The following is an 18,290-nucleotide window of genomic DNA, read 5'->3' as shown; positions in this document are numbered from 1 at the left end:
TATGTCAGAAAATAAAGTTAATTTTGGATTAACGAATGTACATTATGCTCCTTTTACAGTTGTTGATGGGGTAATTACATATGGTACACCAAAACCAATTCAAGGGGCGATTACTTTGTCGCTTGATCCTAGGGGAGACATGACTGAATTTTATGCTGATAATATACTTTATTATTCAGCGAGCAATAATCAAGGTTACGATGGAACACTATCTATTGCAAACATTCCAGAAGAATTTGCAATTAGTGCATTAGGTGAAGAAAAAGACTCAATAGATTTAGTGTTAACTGAAAAAGCAAATCTAGTGGGTAAGCCATTTGCAATTATGTTTCAATTTGAAGGAGATATAAAAGCAACAAGATTTGTTTTATATAACTGTACTGCATCAAGATCTAAAGTTGGTTCAAGTACAAAATCAGATAAAACTGAACCAAATGAGAATGAATTAGCATTCATAGCTTCACCAAGAGCTACTGATTTAGCAGTTAAAACAAAAACTACTACAGGAACTCCTTTAGCAATTTACGATGCATGGTATTCAAAAGTCTATGAAAAAGCAGTTTAAGGGGTGATGTAGATGGAAAAGACAATTATTATAGATGAAAAAGAAATTAGATTTAAATCAACAGCTGCAACACCACTAAGATTTAAGGCTCAATTTGGGAAAGATTACTTCGTAGAAATAATTAAATTAAATAAATTAAGTGCTTTCAAAGAGGAAAAGTCTAATTATGAAGTATTAGAAAATGCAGATTTTGAAATATTTTATAATATCATTTGGACTTTGGCTAAAACAGCTAATAAGGATATTCCAGAGCCAATTACTTGGTTGGATGGATTTGATGAGTTCCCTTTGTTCGAAATCATCCCACAAGTTCAAGACCTTATTGCTGCAAGTATTAAAAGTAAAAAAAAATAGAAAGTACTGATGAAGTGAATGATAAGGTAATAACTACTGAATCATTCATTTTGTTATGCAGAAAATGTGATTTATATAGGGAAGATTTAGAGGACATGACCATTGGAATGTGCCTTGATTTCATTGAAGAATACATAGAAATGAATAAGCCAAGCAATAAAAAAGTGAGGATAGCAAGTCAAAAAGATTTTGATAATTTTTAAGAAGGAACCCAATGTGTATATTTTATGAATTAAAATGTTACCCAAATAATGGTTGACCACCGAACAAATATTCGATACAATATATATACACTATTTAGAATATTGAGTATTTATTTCATAATTATGTTTAAAAAGTAAAGTAAGAAAATTAATATAAGAAATAACCATTTGAATAATGAATTACTTGTAATGTGCCATATGGTTTAATTGTTATGGGATAATTTATTATCAAATACATTAACAAATAGTGGTGAATTTTAAGGAGGCTAATTAAAAAGATGAAATGCAAAGAATGTTTTGCAAGAGTTAATGAATAACAGTCTTCTTATACTATTAAACAAATAAACTTTGGAAGCTATGAAAGATTCTTTTACGTGGGCACTTTAGGAATCTAGAGCTAGCAGTGCAACCGACCAATTTAAGCTAATTAATTTGTTAATTATTAGTTTTAATTGGTCTTTTTATTTAAAAATTATTATTATGGGGATGAAATTATGAGAAACAAATTAGATCATGGAAAAGAACTTGAGATAAAAATTGAGATAGCAAGAGAATTACTACACAATAAAATAGAAGAAAATTTAGACCCGAAAGAAATTCAGAAAGTTAGTGAAGAATTAGACAAACTTATAGTTGATTATTTAGTAAAATAAGATTTATGAATTTTTATTGTTACATAATAGAGTAGTATTGATTACGAAGCTGAGGCATTAAAAAATAATAACAATTAAAAAACTTATGCTAAAAGTTTGAGTATGGCATGAGTTTTGTGCTTTCTCGCTCAGGTTTACAATCTGTAGATTTGATGCAGTAAATTAAAAATTGTTCTTTGAAAATTTAACAATGTAATACTTGAAGTTTGTGGTATAATTGGCACATGATAACAGACTAATATGTCTTAATTTAAAAGGAGGCGAATTGCTTGAATCAGTTTTCTTTATTTACAATTTTTTATACAATACTAATTATTATTGGAACATGTTTGCTGCTAAATGATTTATATACAGTATACCATCATGGGAAATTTATTATAAAAGTAAAAGAAAAAAGAGGTCTAACTATTTTATATATGGTGTTATTAATAATATGGTGTATGATACTCTGGTTTAATATAAGACATTACACTCACTATGATAAAGATAGTGCTATTAATAATATTTCAGGAAATATATTTTGGATAGAATTTTCAATCACTAATATCATAAGGTCATTGAGAAGTTCAGAAATAAGAGAAAATGGAATATATAAATCTGGTGATTTTTATAAATGGTCTAAAATTAAGAGTTATAGTTGGGTATTACCAAATACACTTCAATTTAAAGTGAATACATTATTAAAAACTAATAAAAATTTTGAACTTACGATAGATGAAGAATTTAAATTAAAAGTAGACGAAGTAATGCAAAGAAACCTTGCTTTATAATTTTTAATATTATGTACAATCAAATAAATAACAGATGTAAGTATCGTACTATTCAGAAGTTGAATTGAATTTACGGTATTTTTTCTGCGCAATTCTAAATTCGGATGTAGATCTGCAACCGATGTAGATTTGATGAAGTAATTAATAAAAAAGATGTTCTATGAAAATTCAATAGTGTTATATTTACATAATATGTTATTATTAACTGAAAGATAAATAGTAATTTGTAGACTGGAGGAGAAGAAAATGTATCATAGCTTATTAGAAGAACGGCAGATAGAACTTAGGGAGAAAAAAACAATAGTAGCTGCGTTATATGAAGCAAAAATAGACGGAAAAGAAATTATTCGTTTACTAAAAAAGTATTGTAACATTAACGAAGAAGAAGGATTAAATATATTTAAGAATGAGAAATTCATAAATGCTCCATGTAGAGAATTGGAACAATATTTACTTCTTGAGAAAGGTTATGACTATAAGACATCTGATTTGTTTATCAATAAACATGCCGTAAGGGTATTAGTCAATAATCCGGAATTAAGTAAACTGACCGCAGCTAAATTATATGCTGTTGCAAAAGAACATGAGGAAAAATAAAAGAATTTGAATGATTAAGAAAGCGACAAATTCCAATTTAAAGTTGAGTATTATAGATAATAATATGACTATAGATGTATTATTAACTCTGACGAAATTTGGTCTAAATAAATGCTGGTGAAGAGTGTGATGTATGATATAACTAGTTTAATAAAATTTAATTAGAGCATTAGAAAGGATAAAGATGATTGATATGAAGAAACAATTTGAAGAATATTTAGTAAGTAAAGGGTATAAGCAAACAACTCCAAGTGGTAAACCTAGCACCGTTTATGATTATATCAAAAGAATTGATAGGGTTTGTGAATGGGAAAACATGACTTGGGAACAGTTGCCTGATAAGATACAAAAAGTTTTATATCAATATGATATTGGTGGTGAAAAAGAGAATCTAGGGAAAATATCGCATAATGCAGTGATTAATGCTTTGAGACGCTTTCATGATTTTGTAATGAGGTAAAAGTTGTGGTAATCATTTGATTAATGAAACAAGTTTTATTTAAGAATAATGTTTGGCGAGTTGCTTTAATTCAAAACTATTCTGATATCGGTTGATCTAAAAACTTAATGGATATTCATAACAATAAGTTGCTTTTATAGATAAATTTAAATAATAATAAATGTCATTGTAAATTGACAATACCATGATGTACTACGATAAATTATAATTTATGGAGGGGGGGCTGTATGATAGAAATAAATAGTATTGAAGAATATTTAAAATTTATAAAGGATTTTTATGAAAAAAGTGGTGGAGAAATTTGGTATAGGGGACATTGGTCAGATGAGTGGGAATTAAAACCTAATTTATATAGAACTGCAAAAATGATTACTAATGGTAAAGATCAGATGACAATATTGAAATATAAATTTGTTGATTTTAAAAGCGAATTTCTAAAATTAAAAAATGAAATTATAAAAAATAAGTTATTTGATATTTCAGGATTAAATGATTTTCAGCTAATGTTTATTGCACAACATTATGGTTTATTGACACCTATTTTAGATTGGACAACAGATCCATTAGTAGCTTTATTTTTTGCATTAGATGGTGATACTCACAATGATGGTGAATTTCCTGTTATATATATTATGAAACCAGGTTTTTGTAATGAGTGGTCATGTATTGGTTATAATGATGGTAGTCGTATTACAGACCCACTATGTATTGATAATGATTCAAGCAATTTATTTGATAAGTTGACTAATGATTTGAATAACTCTGCAGCAAATCATGTACCTATAGCTATATATAGTAAAAAAGATTTTTCACATAGAATATGTAGACAATCTGGTAGGTTTACGTTGCATGGAGCAGTTGGTCCATTAAATTATAGATGGAATAATACAACAATAGAAGGTGAAAAACTTGTAGATGAAATTAAAATTAATGTTGCAGCAATTGAAGAGATAAAAAAATACCTTTTAGCATTAAATATTAATAGTGAAACTATATATCGTGAGATAGGAACTCCATTGGATAAGATTTGTAGTTCTATAAAATGCCAAGAATTAGAGAAATTTAAAAGTTCCATTAGTAAAACCAATGAAACATTATTAAAAAATAAATGAGCAATGCCACAGTGGGAATATAAAAGCAAATTGTATTGAAAGTTTAAAGTGAAAATATTAGTGTTTAAATGAATATAGATGATATTGTAAGTTAAGGAAGTAATAGATAAGCTAAAATTAAAGGACCTAGCTAATTTATATAAATGTATGTTATCTAGGTATATCACAAACTGATATTATATCCTTATTCAGATTGCCCATTACCTTAATTTTAAACTCGCTTATGCTCACACACTAAAAGATAAATTATAATTTGAGAAAGGTAGATGTTGATATGGAAGATGAATTAAAGAAAATTGTCCTTGAAAAATTAAACAAAGGTTTGTTGGACGGTATAGTAGGAGATGATTTTGTAACAGGAGACTATGCAAAAGTAACTTTACGTAAAATCATAAAGGATGGGATACCACAAATTCTCCGATTCGGGGCAGATAGTAAATTTTTTGATAACAAGGAAAATATACAAATTCCAGGAAAAGAGTCGGTGCAACTACTTGAAACAATAGCAGAAAAGCTAGATTTTATAAAGAAATATGGATGGCTGATTAATGACCTAGATGCTAAAGCTTACAGTGCTTTATTTAAACCAAAGAAAAAATAAAAAGCACATCTTCAGTGAGATATAGCATAATAACTTGAATAAACCAACAAATTCCAATTTGTTAATTAAATATAGGTGTTATATTTATCTTAAACAGTCTACTAATTAGTGATGAATTAGAAAATCACATTATTCATACCATGATTAAATACTGTGATCTTTTATTGCGTAATCTATTTGAAAGTGTATATAAAGATATATTTTTAAAAAGTTAATGATTCTATCATCAATTAGTGGATATCCTGAATTTACTCCTAAATTCAAACTCCAGAAAGAATCAATGTGCAATACCAATCCGCTTTGCTCCTCGGTATTACATTGATACTTTCTTCTATAAAGTTTCCAAATGTGGTGATAGGCTTAAAGTCTGCGTCTTAAAGCCCATGATTAATGTTTCTCTCATCCAAAAGGAAGTAATAGGAAAACTAAAATTAAATACCTAGTGATATAAAATTTATCCTGTTAATTATCTCTATATAAAAAAGTTTTATTATCTTTATTTAGTTTTCATATTACAATTAAATTCGCTACGCTCAGGATTAATATTTCCCTCTTCATAGTGGATATGCACACTTATCTTCTAAACTCCAAGTCCAGAAAGAGTCAATGTAATACCAATCCGCTTTGCTCCTTGGCATTACATTGATACTTTCTTCTATAAAATTTCCAACTGTGGTGATAGGCTTAAAGTCTGCGCCTTAAAGCCCAAGATTAATGTTTCTCTCATCAATAAGGAAGATATTAATATACTTCAAGGAAATATATATAGTACGTTATATATATTATCTTTAAACAAGTTTTATTCTACGCATGAATTATATCAGCCTTGAACTAATTAATATCTTTTATTGTTGTTGCCTTCGGCAGAAAGGAATTAATTTATTTAAGAGCACTGCGTGCTCTTTTGTGGCTGCGCCACTTTTATGTTTGTGACCAACACTTAGTATAATGGGCACAAAAAAACTATGCTTTATTATCAATAATATATATTTGGGGATCATAATTATACTTTTATAAAACTAAAACTAAAACTAAAATTAATACTAATGTTATATCTATATAAATGGTTAATATATTATTATTCCTGTATACGCATTTTTTAAAGGACAGGCTTTTATTGTAGATGGATATTTGGGCACTTGATCCATCACCCAAAAAAGGGGACAGGTCATACAGCTAGAGCTTCTAAGCGCCTAAAAGTCTCCTCCAGAGTCGGAGCCTTTTATTCACTAAGAATCTCTATGCATTAGACTAGTCCTTTTTTGGGTCCCGATGGAGTGCATTGTATTCACTTCGGTTTAGTTTGGTGATAAATCTTTAATGGCTGCTTAAATTGTAATGTGTGCTGGCGTTTCCGCGGTCGGTTGTGGTCTGGGGCTTGTACTTGCAATCAAGATTGCAGGTACATCTTGTATAAACTTGCCTGCTAGTCCCATCTGCGATTGGGACAGGCGGAGAAGCTTACACAAGAACGCCCCTAGACAGCTAGTACACTTCGAGAAATAACTCGTTCTAACGAGAATGTCCAGGCTAAAATAATTAGATTTTATTCTGATATTTGTTTTTTTTATGTTCATAAAGTTTATGAATAAATAATATTTTGTTTTTATATTTCAGCTAGGACACTTCGTTAAACGTTATTTCTCTAAATGTACAGGCTCTCTTACTGTATTAGATATATTAGTCAGATGAACTGACAAGGGAGGGGTGCCTTGGACATGCCCTCATCAATCTGTTAATAAATTTTATTGGAAAGATGAGGGCAATTCCATCTTGTACAGGCTTGCCTGCTAGTCCCATTATTCCGCTCGCAGTCTTTCCGCTCTGTCTGTCATATAGCAAAAAATAATAAAAAAGATATTTAGGGAAATTATTTTTTACTAAAAGACAGCCAGTCGCTCCAATCCTGCTGAGCTCCATAATGTGACAGGCAGACGAAGCCAGTACAAGACCGGCACCTTTTGAAATGTTAGTTTCATCGTAAAAAATTTATATCTCTGTATAAATAATATCATCGTAATATATTAATCATCACGATTGTTGTTGCCGGACTGGCAGCAAGGAATAAATATAACTCGCTTTGCTCAGACAAAATTAGAATAAGGGTCAAAAAATATCGTTGATTTACTTATAAAAAAGGATTAGCATCTATGAATAGAAGTTAATGTTTTGATTTATAGGGGATGTTTTGGGGGCACAAGTGTATCATAATTTTATTTATGAGTAAAGGCACGCTGCGCTCGCATTCGCGGCCTTGACTAATAAATAAAATTGTGAGGTGAAATTTTTTGCCCAAAACATACCAGGGGCTTGTCCCATAATTTTAGTAGTTAAATTCATATGATGTGGATAATCATAGTTTGGATTGTTAGAAATTGTAAAATTAAATTTCGTTTATGTTTAATAAATAGTTCTAATTTTAAGTTCAGATAAAGTATTTAATTGTCATAATAATGACATATATATAGTGTAATATATGGAGTATAGAATTAATTAAATATTATTTACCCATATTTAGAATGACTTATTTCCCCTAGTAAGTCATTCTTTTTGTTATGTTTTTATATAAAAACTGGAGAGTAAATTGCCTCTGGTTATTCAAATTCAATCTCAGTTTGTTTGGGCTCTGTATCAAGAAAATATCTATATTTCTCTTTATAATAAATAGTAACTTTTCTTTGTGCTTCATAAGGTAAGTTATTTAAAAGGGAATCATATTGTGCTCTTGAAATGAAACCTTCATTTCTTTTAAGCCATGTTGTAAAGGTCATAGAATTCAAATCCTTTCTTAATTTTAATGAATATATTATTTTTTCAATTGGACATTAAGAAGAAGGGGAAAAGGGGAAGCCCTTAATCCCATTCAGTTTGTAAGTATTTTAAAAAATATTCGTATTTTTCATGATAATATATGTTAGTTTTTTCAGCCTCTTCTTTGGATAATATGGACAACCAGTTTTTATAAGCGGTAAATGAATTAAAGGTTTCTTTAGTTTTTAGCCATGTTGAAAATGAAAAATATCTCATGTTTTTAAGTCCTTTCTTAATATTTTTATACTATTATTATTCCCTAAAATGAGAACGAATATTCTAAAGTGCTTGTACTAAAATGTATAATTTTTTATATGTTAGAATGTATAGAATTTCTATTGTTGGGCAGAATATTTGATTGATAGGAGTGAGTAAAATATGTCAGATAAACACAAAACTAAAATTATAAAACCACCAACTAAGCAAGTTCATTTAGACTGTGAAGTAGCATTATATGAGAAGTTCGAAGCATATTGTCATAGAAATGGAAAGGATGTAAGTAAAGCAATAAGAGCATATATGAAAATATGTGTTGGAGAATAAAAATCATGTTTAAAGTATCTGAAAAAGGTACTTTTTTTGTACATAAAAATGTATGAAATTTCAAGTAATGGGCATAATATAAATAGGCGGGGAGGGTATAAAACGGGAGGTTGTACAAAATGAATAAAGGAAAGTATCAATCAAAAACATTAATTGCAGAATATCAATATTTAACAGAGCTTGAGGACTTTAGATTTTCAGAAACAGCTTATAGGCTCAAAGATGGTTCAATAGTTATTGAATATAATGGAGAACCACATAGTTTATATGGTTTAAGATTAAGTTTTACTAAGAATGTAGGAAGAAAAGGAATTTTCAGTATTTCAAATTATGATTATAAATCATGGAAAGCTGTAGCAAAAATGAGAAGTGATAGTTCTTTTGTAGATTGGGAAGAAGAAATGAATGAACAATTTCAGGATGAACATGAAAACGTGTTAAAGTGCGTTGGAGAAAATGAATTGCCATTTTAAATACATAGGGGGCGAAAGTCCCCAAAAATAAAGAATAAGGAGCAGGAAACATGATTAATTTATACATAACTAATTTAGGGAAATATAACGAAGGCTATATAATAGGAAAGTGGCTTGAATTACCTGCAAGTGATGAAGAAATTGAAAAGGTACTAAAGGAAATAGGTATTGATGGGGTAATATATGAAGAATATTTCTTTACTGATTGGGAAAGTATAGAGGGAATTGAAATCAATGAATATTCATCATTAAAAGAGCTTAACGAAATTGCTGAAACTTTAGAAAGTTTAAGTGAAGGGGATTTAAAAATTTGCCAGTGTTTAATGAAAAATGAAAATTGTTCACTGGAGGAAGCTATAGAGAAAAAAGAAGAGCGAATAATAATCAATTTAGAAAAAGATACAACAGTTGATGAATGTAGTAATTTAGCATATTCATATATTAATGAAATTTACGGTGATGTAAGTGATTTGAGCAGAGAAACATTAGAAAGATATTTTGATTTTAAGAGCTTTGGAAGAGATTTAAGTTTTGATTATTTTATTGATGATAACTTAAATATTGCAATTAGTAATAATTAAATTATGGGGAGAGATCCCTTAGAAGAAAAGGTGGACAAGCTACCAACAGATGCAATATGCATAAGATCATATGCAATTGTAAATGGGACAAGCCCCAAGCCGAAACCCAGCACTACTACCAAAACTACAATATAGCTACTACATTAAGATTATCGTCAGGATAATTTTTTTTTTGATTTTTTAATCCCTAACTGCAATGATAAACTAGAAGCCTGTCCACCTTAGACCTTTTTTAAATTACACATCATATTGGCCTCAGAAAGTGTTAGAAAAAATTTATGAAATAAAATTTTTCTTCGCTTTCTGAGATTGTCAATATGATATCATGCAATTTATAGGTCTAAGGTGGATTAGCTTCATCGAATGTACATTATATAATCGTTAGTGATGTATAGGAAAAAGGGGGCGTAGGGGGCGTTCTTGGACTAGTTTTTCTGCCTGTCTACTTTGGAGATGAGTGTGGGCGGAGCAGGGAAAATCGTATGGCTAAAAATAATTTCCTTTTAAAATTCAATTTAATTATTTTTAGTTATTGGATTTTTTGGTCGGAGAACACGCCATTGGAAAAGTGGATCTAGCAGGCAAACTTGTCCAAGATGGACCTGCAATCTTGATTGCAAGTCCAAGCCCCCCACCCCCTTACCGACCGCTGATAAGCCAGCCCTTGATATATTAACTGTTAATGAAGTCCTTTAATAAGCCTTGTGCTTCTATAAAATTTTGTATTGCACATTGGATGTACTAACTACTAATGATGCACTTAAATAAGCTTTAGCTTCTATAAATTATCGGTTATGGGGAGGGTGGGACGAGTTAACCTGTCTTATTTTTAAAGTCACCATCATTCAGCACTTTAAAATAGACTAGTAAACCTGTCCCACCCGACCACACCCCATCGGGACCCAAACAAAGGACTAGTTTAATCCTAGTGAATCCTTAGCCTGTAAATGGCTCCGACTCTGGAGGAGACTTTTAGAGGTTTAGGAGTCACAGGTAATAACCTGTCCCCTTTTTTGGGTGATGGATCCAGGTGCCCAAATCCTTATTAAAAAGAGTTTGTCCTTTAAAAAATGCGTATACAGCTATAAGAATAGTAACTACTATAACAGTAGTAAACCTAGATATATAGTAATATAGTTAAAAGCATTATTGAAATTGTTAGAAAGTTATAGAGTAGGTTTCTAGTTATATAGATAATACATTACGTAAGATATTTGAAATTTACATACGTAAGAAATATGAAGACCAAGGATAATATGTGGCGAAGCCACAAAATGGCACGCTTCGTGCCCTTATATAAAATTATAACAGGCGCCAGCCTGTTATTTCATTTGTCTGAGCGAAGCGAGTTATAATTTAGTATATATATTTTTAAAGAATAAATGTTGTAATTACTGGAAATTTATTAATAGACCTTTTCCTTGCTGCCGCAGGCAAACACAGAACAAAGGGAAGTACAAGCTATCTAAACCTCAATTTTTATAATTAGAACAATATTTGGGGATAGCTTGTAATTCCTATCCTTAGGTATAACAAAACATTAATCTTATCCTTTAAGCTTGCTTTAAGGATCTAACTACACCAGGAACATCCACAAGGAAAGTGTCAATGTAATGCTGATGGAGCAACAGCGGAATTAGTATTACGGATTGACTCTTTCCAAACTTGGAGTTTAGAAGATAATTTTGAGTATCTAAAAAAACAGAATGATAAAACATTAATCATGAGTGTAGCGAATTTAATCTAAAGATATTAATTGCTTCAAGTGAATACAATATCTGCGAAGAATAGAACCTTATTTTATGATGTTATATATACGTAGATTATAAATATTGAAGTATATTAATATTTTCCATTTAAGATTCCAATTTGCTAAATAATAATATGTATATTGGTATATAAAAACTTGTAAATAAATATAGTTATAATATAATAATATGTATATATAAGGAAGTGAGATGGCGTTTTGTAAGAGTTGTAATATTTAGAAATTTAACAAAGGAAGTGATGAAATAAATGTTTTCTGCATTTGATAGTAACAATGATTTAATAGATATTGATATTGCAGTACAACATAAATCTAACAAATATTTTTGTCCCTCATGCCATGAAGAACTTATTGTCAAAAGGGGTAATGTTAGGATTCAACATTTTGCACACAAAAGCAAATGTGACTGTGATGATTATGATAATGATATGTCTGAATGGCATAGAAACTGGCAAAAGAAATTTCCATTAAGAAATAGAGAAGTTGTCTTGAAACTAGATACCGATAATGATTACATTTTTGCTGAACACAGTAAAAAGACAATTCGTAGAACCGATGTTTTATGCTATGGTTATGCAATTGAATTTCAAAATAGTCCAATCTCAAGTGATGAATTTTATGAACGAAACCGCTTTTATAACCATTTTGGTAAGAGGGTTGTTTGGATATTTAATATGATAGAAGCATATAAAAGCAACAAAATAGAAAATTATGCTGAATGGGATAATAGAAAAGATAATGGAGGCAAATATATTTGGAAGTATGCAAGTAAAACATTTATTAATTATGATTCTGATGATGAGGATGTGATTTTACTTTTTCAATTTGCTGAAATTCGAAATAATGAAGAAGATAGGGAACAAGGTTATTTTGAAAGAGTTACTTGGGCCATAAATAGCAATAATGACACTGAATATACAGATTTTAAGCGTTTTTGTACTTCATATTATCCTAGCAATTTCACAGAATTAATAGAAAAGTTAAAAACAAAAACGTTATAAATTTAACATAAATATTAATTGAAAAGCTATATTAAAATTAGCGAATTTTAGTGACTACCTATAACTAATGTTAAAGGCAATAAACATTTTATTAATCGAAATGTTTATTGCCTTTCTTCATGCCACTTTATGAGAATTATCACCAGATACGTCATTATCTATAACAACTCCAAGCTTTGTTGATATTATGGTATTTAGTTTGTTAATTGAACCAGATAGCGTATTAATTTGTTTCTCTAAGCGAATAAGCAAATATGCAGCAACAGCTATTGGAAATCCATTATCTATTATCAGATTAATTAATGCATTTACCTCCATAATTCATCACCTCCTACATTGGATATATGTGAAGGAGCAAATTATTTCATGTTAAAGGATAAATAATTATTAAAAGATTAATTATTTAGTACCACCATCATTAACTATGTGATCATAGTAATGAGCTATAGCTAAATCAACTATTGTGCTTACATAAGTATTTAAATCATGGTTAATGCTCTTAAGCTCATTTAGTTTTCTAACAGTAGAACTTCGGAGCATATAGGTTCTTTTAACATCTAAATATTCTCCAGCAATAGGAGGTGCACATCCGTTGACGATTGCTGCTTTTCTATTATCTGGTAAGGTGGGTTCATTATTAGAGGGAGCTTTTATTTGAGGAATTGATTTGGTCAGAGTATTGGAGTTAATGTTATCTAAAATCTTATCAGTTGAATTATTAATATCAAAAATACTATTATTATTAGAATTATTAAAATCTATAGTTTTATTAGAATCTGATTTAGATGTAGTAATGGGATTTAGTTGTGAAGTAGTAGTTGATTCATCAATTTCATTTGCTGAATTATCATTAAATGAGAAATATGCAACACATTCTCCAGATATAATTGGATTATCACTGAAGCCACATATATCAAGGTCTTCTTTAGGTGCAAAATCATTTTTGGGTTCTGGTGGTGTTTTTTTCTTAGACATAAATATATCTCCTTATTTAGTATTATTACTTAGGATATATGATTAAAAAGGATATATTCTAATATGGTGAACAATAAATATGGAGAAGAATATATATTCTGTACAATATATATGGAGAAGAATACTACCATAAATATGGTTTACCATATATATGGTGAAGAATATGCGCCAAAAATGCGGGTTAAGAGGTTATAGCGATAAAAAGTTTAGTTATTTTAATGTGATTTTTGAGATTAAAACATATATCCATAGTAGCAGTGAAAAATTTTTGAGCTGTAAATAAATTTTGGAGAGTGTTGTAAATGGTTAAAAATGAAATTCAGATGACTTCAGAAAAGCGTGAATGGTTTGATAAGAAACAGATAGCTCTGGCAATTAGAAATTCTACTTTAGATGATAAGATGGGATGCTCTTTATTATCAGAGGGAATTATAAAATATTGTGAGGGATGTAGTCTTAAATGTATTTGTGATTTGATTGATGAAGTTCGGGAGGTATATATAGAAGAGACTACAAATGTTATTAGTACTTTTAGAGTTGATTAGATGACCATTTTAGATTAAGAGGATACTCAAAGATAGTAGTGCCTTTCTTGGGTATGGAAAAAGAATTATATTTGACATAACAAAAAGAGATAGCATGGGGGGATAATCAAAGCTATCTCTTTTTAATATGAGTTATCATGTTTTCATTAAAATTATTGTCAATAAGTAATTATAATATACAAGGTTTCTATAATATTTTGAAAGTAATAGATTAAGTATGTAGTATATTATTTTTTATGAAGACATAAAAGTAGATACAACATAAAAAAATCCAATGCATCAGCCTTGGATTTTTTTTGAGTATTCGATTTCATTATAATGTATATTTATATAATTTAAGATCTTCTTCAAAGTAACTTTCTTTTTAAGATTAGCAGTAGAGTAGCACATATTTTTATAGTAAGCATAATTTTGAACTGTATTATTTTTATAAAATATAAAATCAATAAGCTCTTTTTCCTCTTTATTTAAATTATTAAGAGCAGCTCTTAAATCCTCATAATCACACTGATCACAAAATAAATCTTCAAGGCCAATATCCTGAGAGGGCAAATCTTTTTCAACATCAGCATGTAGACTTAATGCATTGTTTCCTTCAGTAGAGCTTCTAGTTTTAATTCTTTTCATAAGATCATTGATATTATTTTTAATAGCATTAGTAGCATAAGCAACAAATCTATGTTTTTCTAAGTTGTATAAGGAAACACATTTAAAAAGAGTTTGATAACATTCATGTTGAATATCATTTATTTCATATCTATCAATAAAAGTTCTTTTAGATATGTTAAATATTAAAGGTCTAAATTCCTCTGCTAGTTTTTCTTTTGATAATTTATCACCATTTTTGCAATTAGTAACTAAGTATTCAATATATTCAAAATTCATACAAACCCCCTTTTTTTCAATTAACAATTAACAATTAATAGTTTAGTGGGAAATAAAAATTATCTCTATATATAGTATATATGTTCGAATTACATATATCTCATATGAGAAAATAAGAAATTTTAAAGGGAGGTGTATAAATGAGTAATTTTGTTATAGCAGTAGGTCATACTGCTAGTGGAAATATTGGTTGTGGTGTTGTTGCAAGGCTTGATGAAAGTAATTGTACAAGTGAAATTACAGCTTTGGTTGCAGAATATTTAAAGGGAAAAGGGCATGTTGTTAATTTGTTGAGGGTGGATGAGAGCAATAGTTATGAGTTTGAAGATTGCTATATTAGAGCTAATCAAGCTAATGAAATTGCAAAGACAACAGAGGTTGAATTATATGTGGAGATTCATATTAATGCAGGGGGAGGTAATGGGCCAGAAGTTTGTGTTACTGGAAAATCTGAGGTGGCTAATCAATATGCTACTAAGGTAAGTATGTCTATAGCTAATGCTCTGAATTTGACTAATAGAGGGGTAAAGACACGAAATCTTATTGTTCTTAATAGAACTGTTATGTCAGCAATTTTGGTTGAATGTTTATTTGCAGATAGCTCTGATGCATCTGTTTATAATGCTGAGGTAATTGCAAGGGCTATTGTTAATGGGTTAGTTGGAGCTGAGAGTTCTAGTGATAGTGTTTGGAAATTGGGGTGGAACAGGAATGAAATCGGATGGTGGTGGTGCACTGATACTACTAATAGATATTATTATACTTCACAGAATGGGTGGAAGGAGATTGATAGAGAGTGGTATATATTTGATAGTAGAGGATATGCTTTAGAGTCTGCTTGGTATTATGATGAAAGTGATGGATATTGGTATTACTTAGATGGAAGCTGTAAGATGGTGAGGGGGCGTAAGGACAAGCCTTTGTGGGTTTGGATTGATAGTGGGTGTTATGCTTTTGATGAACATGGGTGGATGTATTGTGATTGTGTTACTCCTGATGGGTTTACTGTTGGTGGAAGTGGGGCTTGGATTAGTTAATTATATCATTAAATGATTATTAAGTATGAGATAGTACAGTATTTCAATTAGAAATTAAAATCTATAGGAATTACTAAGTTATATGCAAATAAAAGTACATTCCAACTATTATATTTAGTTTATTGGAATACTGTATTCATAGTATTAGATATAGAAGCCTAGTGGCTATTCAATGTATGTTAAAGTAATAGTCAAGGTCTTAGTTTAAACCCCTTGAGTATTACTTTAACATATATTATCTTATTATAAGCTTCTGGAAAGACTCAAAGATAATGTAGTTACCGTTTAAACTGTAATATAGGAGCTGTTTGTATGGAAATTATAAGTGAACTAAATATAATGAGTAATCCTCCTTTTAAAATAAGGAGTTTTTATTATAGAAATATTTATTTTATATAGAGTATAATAGAAATAGGTATTTACAGTATTGTAAGTATAAATTTGTATTAAGGGGTTAACTAAATGATTATTTATGAAGCTACTAAGGATGAATTTATGGAACATGTAACTGAGGACACTATAGTTACATGCATTAATGATAATTTTATAAAAATGATGGGGAAAAGGACTTCTCAGCATGAAATGGATTCATGGAATAATTCTTTGCAATATATGTATAAAGTTCTAAATACAGATGCAATTCCTAATAATTGTGGAGTTGCTATTGAGTATAAGATTCCTGCAACTTCAAGAAGAGTTGATTTTATGTTAACTGGTCTTGATGCCGATGATAGAAATAATATTATTATTTTTGAATTAAAGCAATGGCAAGAAGCTGAGGCAGTAAAGGATAAGGATGGATTAGTTATGACTTTTCTTGGTGGATCTATTAGGGAAACTACACATCCATCTTATCAAGCATGGTCATATGCAAGCCTAATTGAAGATTATAATGATGCTGTTGAAAAAAATAATTTACTTCTGCATCCATGTGCATATTTACATAATTACAGTAAGCTTGAAAAAAATGATCCAATCATTGATGAAATATACGATGAATATACTTCAAAAGCACCTGTTTTTGGTAAGGGGGAAATTGGAGACCTTAGAAAATTTATAACTAAGTACATAAAGAAAGCTGATAATAAAGAAGGTCTTTATAAAATAGAACAAGGTAAGATAAGACCATCAAAATCTCTTCAGGATGCTCTAGCTATGATGCTTGATGGAAATCAAGAATTTAAGATGATTGATGATCAAAAGGTAGTTTATGAAACAATTCTTAAAAACAGTAAAAGAGATGTAGAAAATGGAAAACATCATGTATTTATTGTTGAAGGAGGTCCTGGTACTGGTAAATCTGTACTAGCTATAAATCTATTAGTTAAGCTAAGCGGATATGAATATGTTTGTCAGTATGTAACTAAAAATGCAGCACCAAGACAAGTTTATCATCAGAAACTTAAAGGAAAGTACAAGAAAAAAGATATAGAAAATTTATTTAAAGGTTCTGGTGTTTATACAGAATCTGAAGTGGATGAGTTTGATGTGTTAATTGTTGATGAAGCTCATAGATTAAATGAGAAATCTGGAATGTTTAAAAATAAAGGTGAAAATCAAATGAAGGAAATTATTAATTCATCTAAAGTTTCAGTATTCTTTATTGATGAGTATCAAAAGGTTACTACTAGTGATATAGGAAATAAAGCAGATATTATAAAATTTGCAGAAGAAAAGGGTGCTAAAGTAACAGAACTTAAACTAGAATCTCAGTTTAGGTGTAGTGGATCTGATGGATATTTAGCTTGGATTGATGATGTTCTTGAAATTAGGAGTACTGCAAATTTTGATGGATATGACTTTGATTATGATTTTAGAATAGTAGATGATCCGAATGAAATGGCAGAATTAATAGAAGAAAAAAATAAGGAAAGAAATAAAGCCAGAATAATTTCAGGATATTGTTGGAATTGGATTACTAAAAAAGGTGGAAAAGATGCTGCAGAGTATGATATAGATATTCCAGAACATAATTTTAAAATGAAATGGAATTTTAGTAATAGTTCAACATGGGCAATTGATGAAAGTTCAGTAAGTGAAAGTGGTTGTATACATACATGTCAAGGGTTAGAATTTGATTATGTCGGAGTAATAATTGGTGATGATTTAAGATTCCAAGATGAAAGGTTAATTACTGATTTTACTAGAAGAGCATCCACAGATAAATCATTAAGTGGAATTAAGGGGATGCATAAAAAAGAACCAAAGATAGCTGCGGAAATTGCAGATGAAATAATTAGAAATACATATAGAACATTAATTACTAGAGGAATGAAAGGTTGTTATGTATATTGCACAGATAAAGGTCTTTCTAGTTATTTGAAAGATAGAATTTATAGAATTAAGAAATAAGATA

General features: G+C 29.5%; 19 protein-coding genes and 1 riboswitch. Of the genes, 15 read left to right on the top strand and 4 right to left on the bottom strand.

What is annotated here, in order from left to right; genetic code table 11:
* Position 1 precedes the first annotated feature (1 nt).
* The 9 genes from DIC82_18090 to DIC82_18050 all read left to right on the top strand — a co-directional run bounded on the left by DIC82_18090 (position 2) and on the right by DIC82_18050 (position 5,315).
* The gene (locus DIC82_18090; GenBank protein ID AWK52788.1) at positions 2 to 565 is read left to right on the top strand and encodes a phage tail protein; all 564 of its coding nucleotides are present in this window, start codon (positions 2 to 4) and stop codon (positions 563 to 565) included.
* 12 nt (positions 566 to 577) lie between these two features.
* Positions 578 to 919 (top strand): hypothetical protein, encoded by a 342-nt coding sequence (locus DIC82_18085; GenBank protein AWK52787.1) that lies wholly within the window; start codon positions 578 to 580, stop codon positions 917 to 919.
* A 14-nt stretch (positions 920 to 933) separates the two neighbouring features.
* Positions 934 to 1,122, top strand: a complete 189-nt coding sequence (locus DIC82_18080) for a hypothetical protein (GenBank protein ID AWK52786.1) — start codon at positions 934 to 936, stop codon at positions 1,120 to 1,122.
* Positions 1,123 to 1,463: 341 nt separating this feature from the next.
* Positions 1,464 to 1,544, top strand: a riboswitch (cyclic di-GMP riboswitch).
* A 72-nt stretch (positions 1,545 to 1,616) separates the two neighbouring features.
* Positions 1,617 to 1,775 carry a hypothetical protein gene (locus tag DIC82_18075; GenBank protein AWK52785.1) on the top strand — a complete coding sequence of 53 codons (159 nt, stop codon included), beginning with the start codon at positions 1,617 to 1,619 and terminating at the stop codon, positions 1,773 to 1,775.
* 269 nt (positions 1,776 to 2,044) lie between these two features.
* A complete protein-coding gene (locus tag DIC82_18070; protein AWK52784.1) occupies positions 2,045 to 2,545 on the top strand; it encodes a hypothetical protein in 501 nt (166 codons plus the stop codon).
* A gap of 246 nt (positions 2,546 to 2,791) precedes the next feature.
* Positions 2,792 to 3,142 carry a hypothetical protein gene (locus tag DIC82_18065; GenBank protein AWK52783.1) on the top strand — a complete coding sequence of 117 codons (351 nt, stop codon included), beginning with the start codon at positions 2,792 to 2,794 and terminating at the stop codon, positions 3,140 to 3,142.
* Positions 3,143 to 3,326: 184 nt separating this feature from the next.
* A complete protein-coding gene (locus DIC82_18060) occupies positions 3,327 to 3,602 on the top strand; it encodes a hypothetical protein (GenBank protein AWK52782.1) in 276 nt (91 codons plus the stop codon).
* Positions 3,603 to 3,829: 227 nt separating this feature from the next.
* The gene (locus DIC82_18055) at positions 3,830 to 4,714 is read left to right on the top strand and encodes an FRG domain-containing protein (GenBank protein AWK52781.1); all 885 of its coding nucleotides are present in this window, start codon (positions 3,830 to 3,832) and stop codon (positions 4,712 to 4,714) included.
* A 274-nt stretch (positions 4,715 to 4,988) separates the two neighbouring features.
* The gene (locus DIC82_18050) at positions 4,989 to 5,315 is read left to right on the top strand and encodes a hypothetical protein (protein AWK52780.1); all 327 of its coding nucleotides are present in this window, start codon (positions 4,989 to 4,991) and stop codon (positions 5,313 to 5,315) included.
* A 2,594-nt stretch (positions 5,316 to 7,909) separates the two neighbouring features.
* Here DIC82_18050 and DIC82_18045 read toward each other — a convergent pair.
* Positions 7,910 to 8,134, bottom strand: a complete 225-nt coding sequence (locus DIC82_18045) for a hypothetical protein (protein ID AWK52779.1) — start codon at positions 8,132 to 8,134, stop codon at positions 7,910 to 7,912.
* A 654-nt stretch (positions 8,135 to 8,788) separates the two neighbouring features.
* Between DIC82_18045 and DIC82_18040 the strand changes: the two genes are divergently transcribed.
* The 3 genes from DIC82_18040 to DIC82_18030 all read left to right on the top strand — a co-directional run bounded on the left by DIC82_18040 (position 8,789) and on the right by DIC82_18030 (position 12,492).
* Positions 8,789 to 9,142 carry a hypothetical protein gene (locus tag DIC82_18040; GenBank protein ID AWK52778.1) on the top strand — a complete coding sequence of 118 codons (354 nt, stop codon included), beginning with the start codon at positions 8,789 to 8,791 and terminating at the stop codon, positions 9,140 to 9,142.
* A 50-nt stretch (positions 9,143 to 9,192) separates the two neighbouring features.
* A complete protein-coding gene (locus DIC82_18035; GenBank protein AWK52777.1) occupies positions 9,193 to 9,723 on the top strand; it encodes an antirestriction protein ArdA in 531 nt (176 codons plus the stop codon).
* Positions 9,724 to 11,739: 2,016 nt separating this feature from the next.
* Positions 11,740 to 12,492 (top strand): hypothetical protein, encoded by a 753-nt coding sequence (locus DIC82_18030; protein AWK52776.1) that lies wholly within the window; start codon positions 11,740 to 11,742, stop codon positions 12,490 to 12,492.
* A 117-nt stretch (positions 12,493 to 12,609) separates the two neighbouring features.
* Here DIC82_18030 and DIC82_18025 read toward each other — a convergent pair whose 3' ends face one another.
* A complete protein-coding gene (locus tag DIC82_18025) occupies positions 12,610 to 12,810 on the bottom strand; it encodes a hypothetical protein (protein ID AWK52775.1) in 201 nt (66 codons plus the stop codon).
* An 81-nt stretch (positions 12,811 to 12,891) separates the two neighbouring features.
* Positions 12,892 to 13,467: a hypothetical protein gene (locus DIC82_18020; GenBank protein ID AWK52774.1), complete on the bottom strand. Its 576-nt coding sequence runs from the start codon at positions 13,465 to 13,467 to the stop codon at positions 12,892 to 12,894.
* 302 nt (positions 13,468 to 13,769) lie between these two features.
* On the opposite strand from DIC82_18020, the gene DIC82_18015 reads away from it, so the two are divergent.
* Positions 13,770 to 14,012, top strand: coding sequence for a hypothetical protein (locus tag DIC82_18015; protein AWK52773.1), 243 nt, complete (start codon positions 13,770 to 13,772; stop codon positions 14,010 to 14,012).
* A 279-nt stretch (positions 14,013 to 14,291) separates the two neighbouring features.
* On the opposite strand, the gene DIC82_18010 is transcribed toward DIC82_18015, so the two are convergent.
* The gene (locus tag DIC82_18010; GenBank protein ID AWK52772.1) at positions 14,292 to 14,897 is read right to left on the bottom strand and encodes a sigma-70 family RNA polymerase sigma factor; all 606 of its coding nucleotides are present in this window, start codon (positions 14,895 to 14,897) and stop codon (positions 14,292 to 14,294) included.
* A 140-nt stretch (positions 14,898 to 15,037) separates the two neighbouring features.
* On the opposite strand from DIC82_18010, the gene DIC82_18005 reads away from it, so the two are divergent.
* Positions 15,038 to 15,934, top strand: a complete 897-nt coding sequence (locus DIC82_18005; GenBank protein AWK52771.1) for an N-acetylmuramoyl-L-alanine amidase — start codon at positions 15,038 to 15,040, stop codon at positions 15,932 to 15,934.
* A gap of 462 nt (positions 15,935 to 16,396) precedes the next feature.
* Positions 16,397 to 18,286: an ATP-binding protein gene (locus DIC82_18000; GenBank protein AWK52770.1), complete on the top strand. Its 1,890-nt coding sequence runs from the start codon at positions 16,397 to 16,399 to the stop codon at positions 18,284 to 18,286.
* The last annotated feature ends 4 nt before the right edge of the window (positions 18,287 to 18,290 follow it).

It is taken from the genome of Clostridium beijerinckii (assembly GCA_003129525.1).
Taxonomy (GTDB): Bacteria; Bacillota; Clostridia; order Clostridiales; family Clostridiaceae; genus Clostridium; species Clostridium beijerinckii_D.
This window is presented reverse-complemented; position numbering and strand designations above follow the sequence as displayed.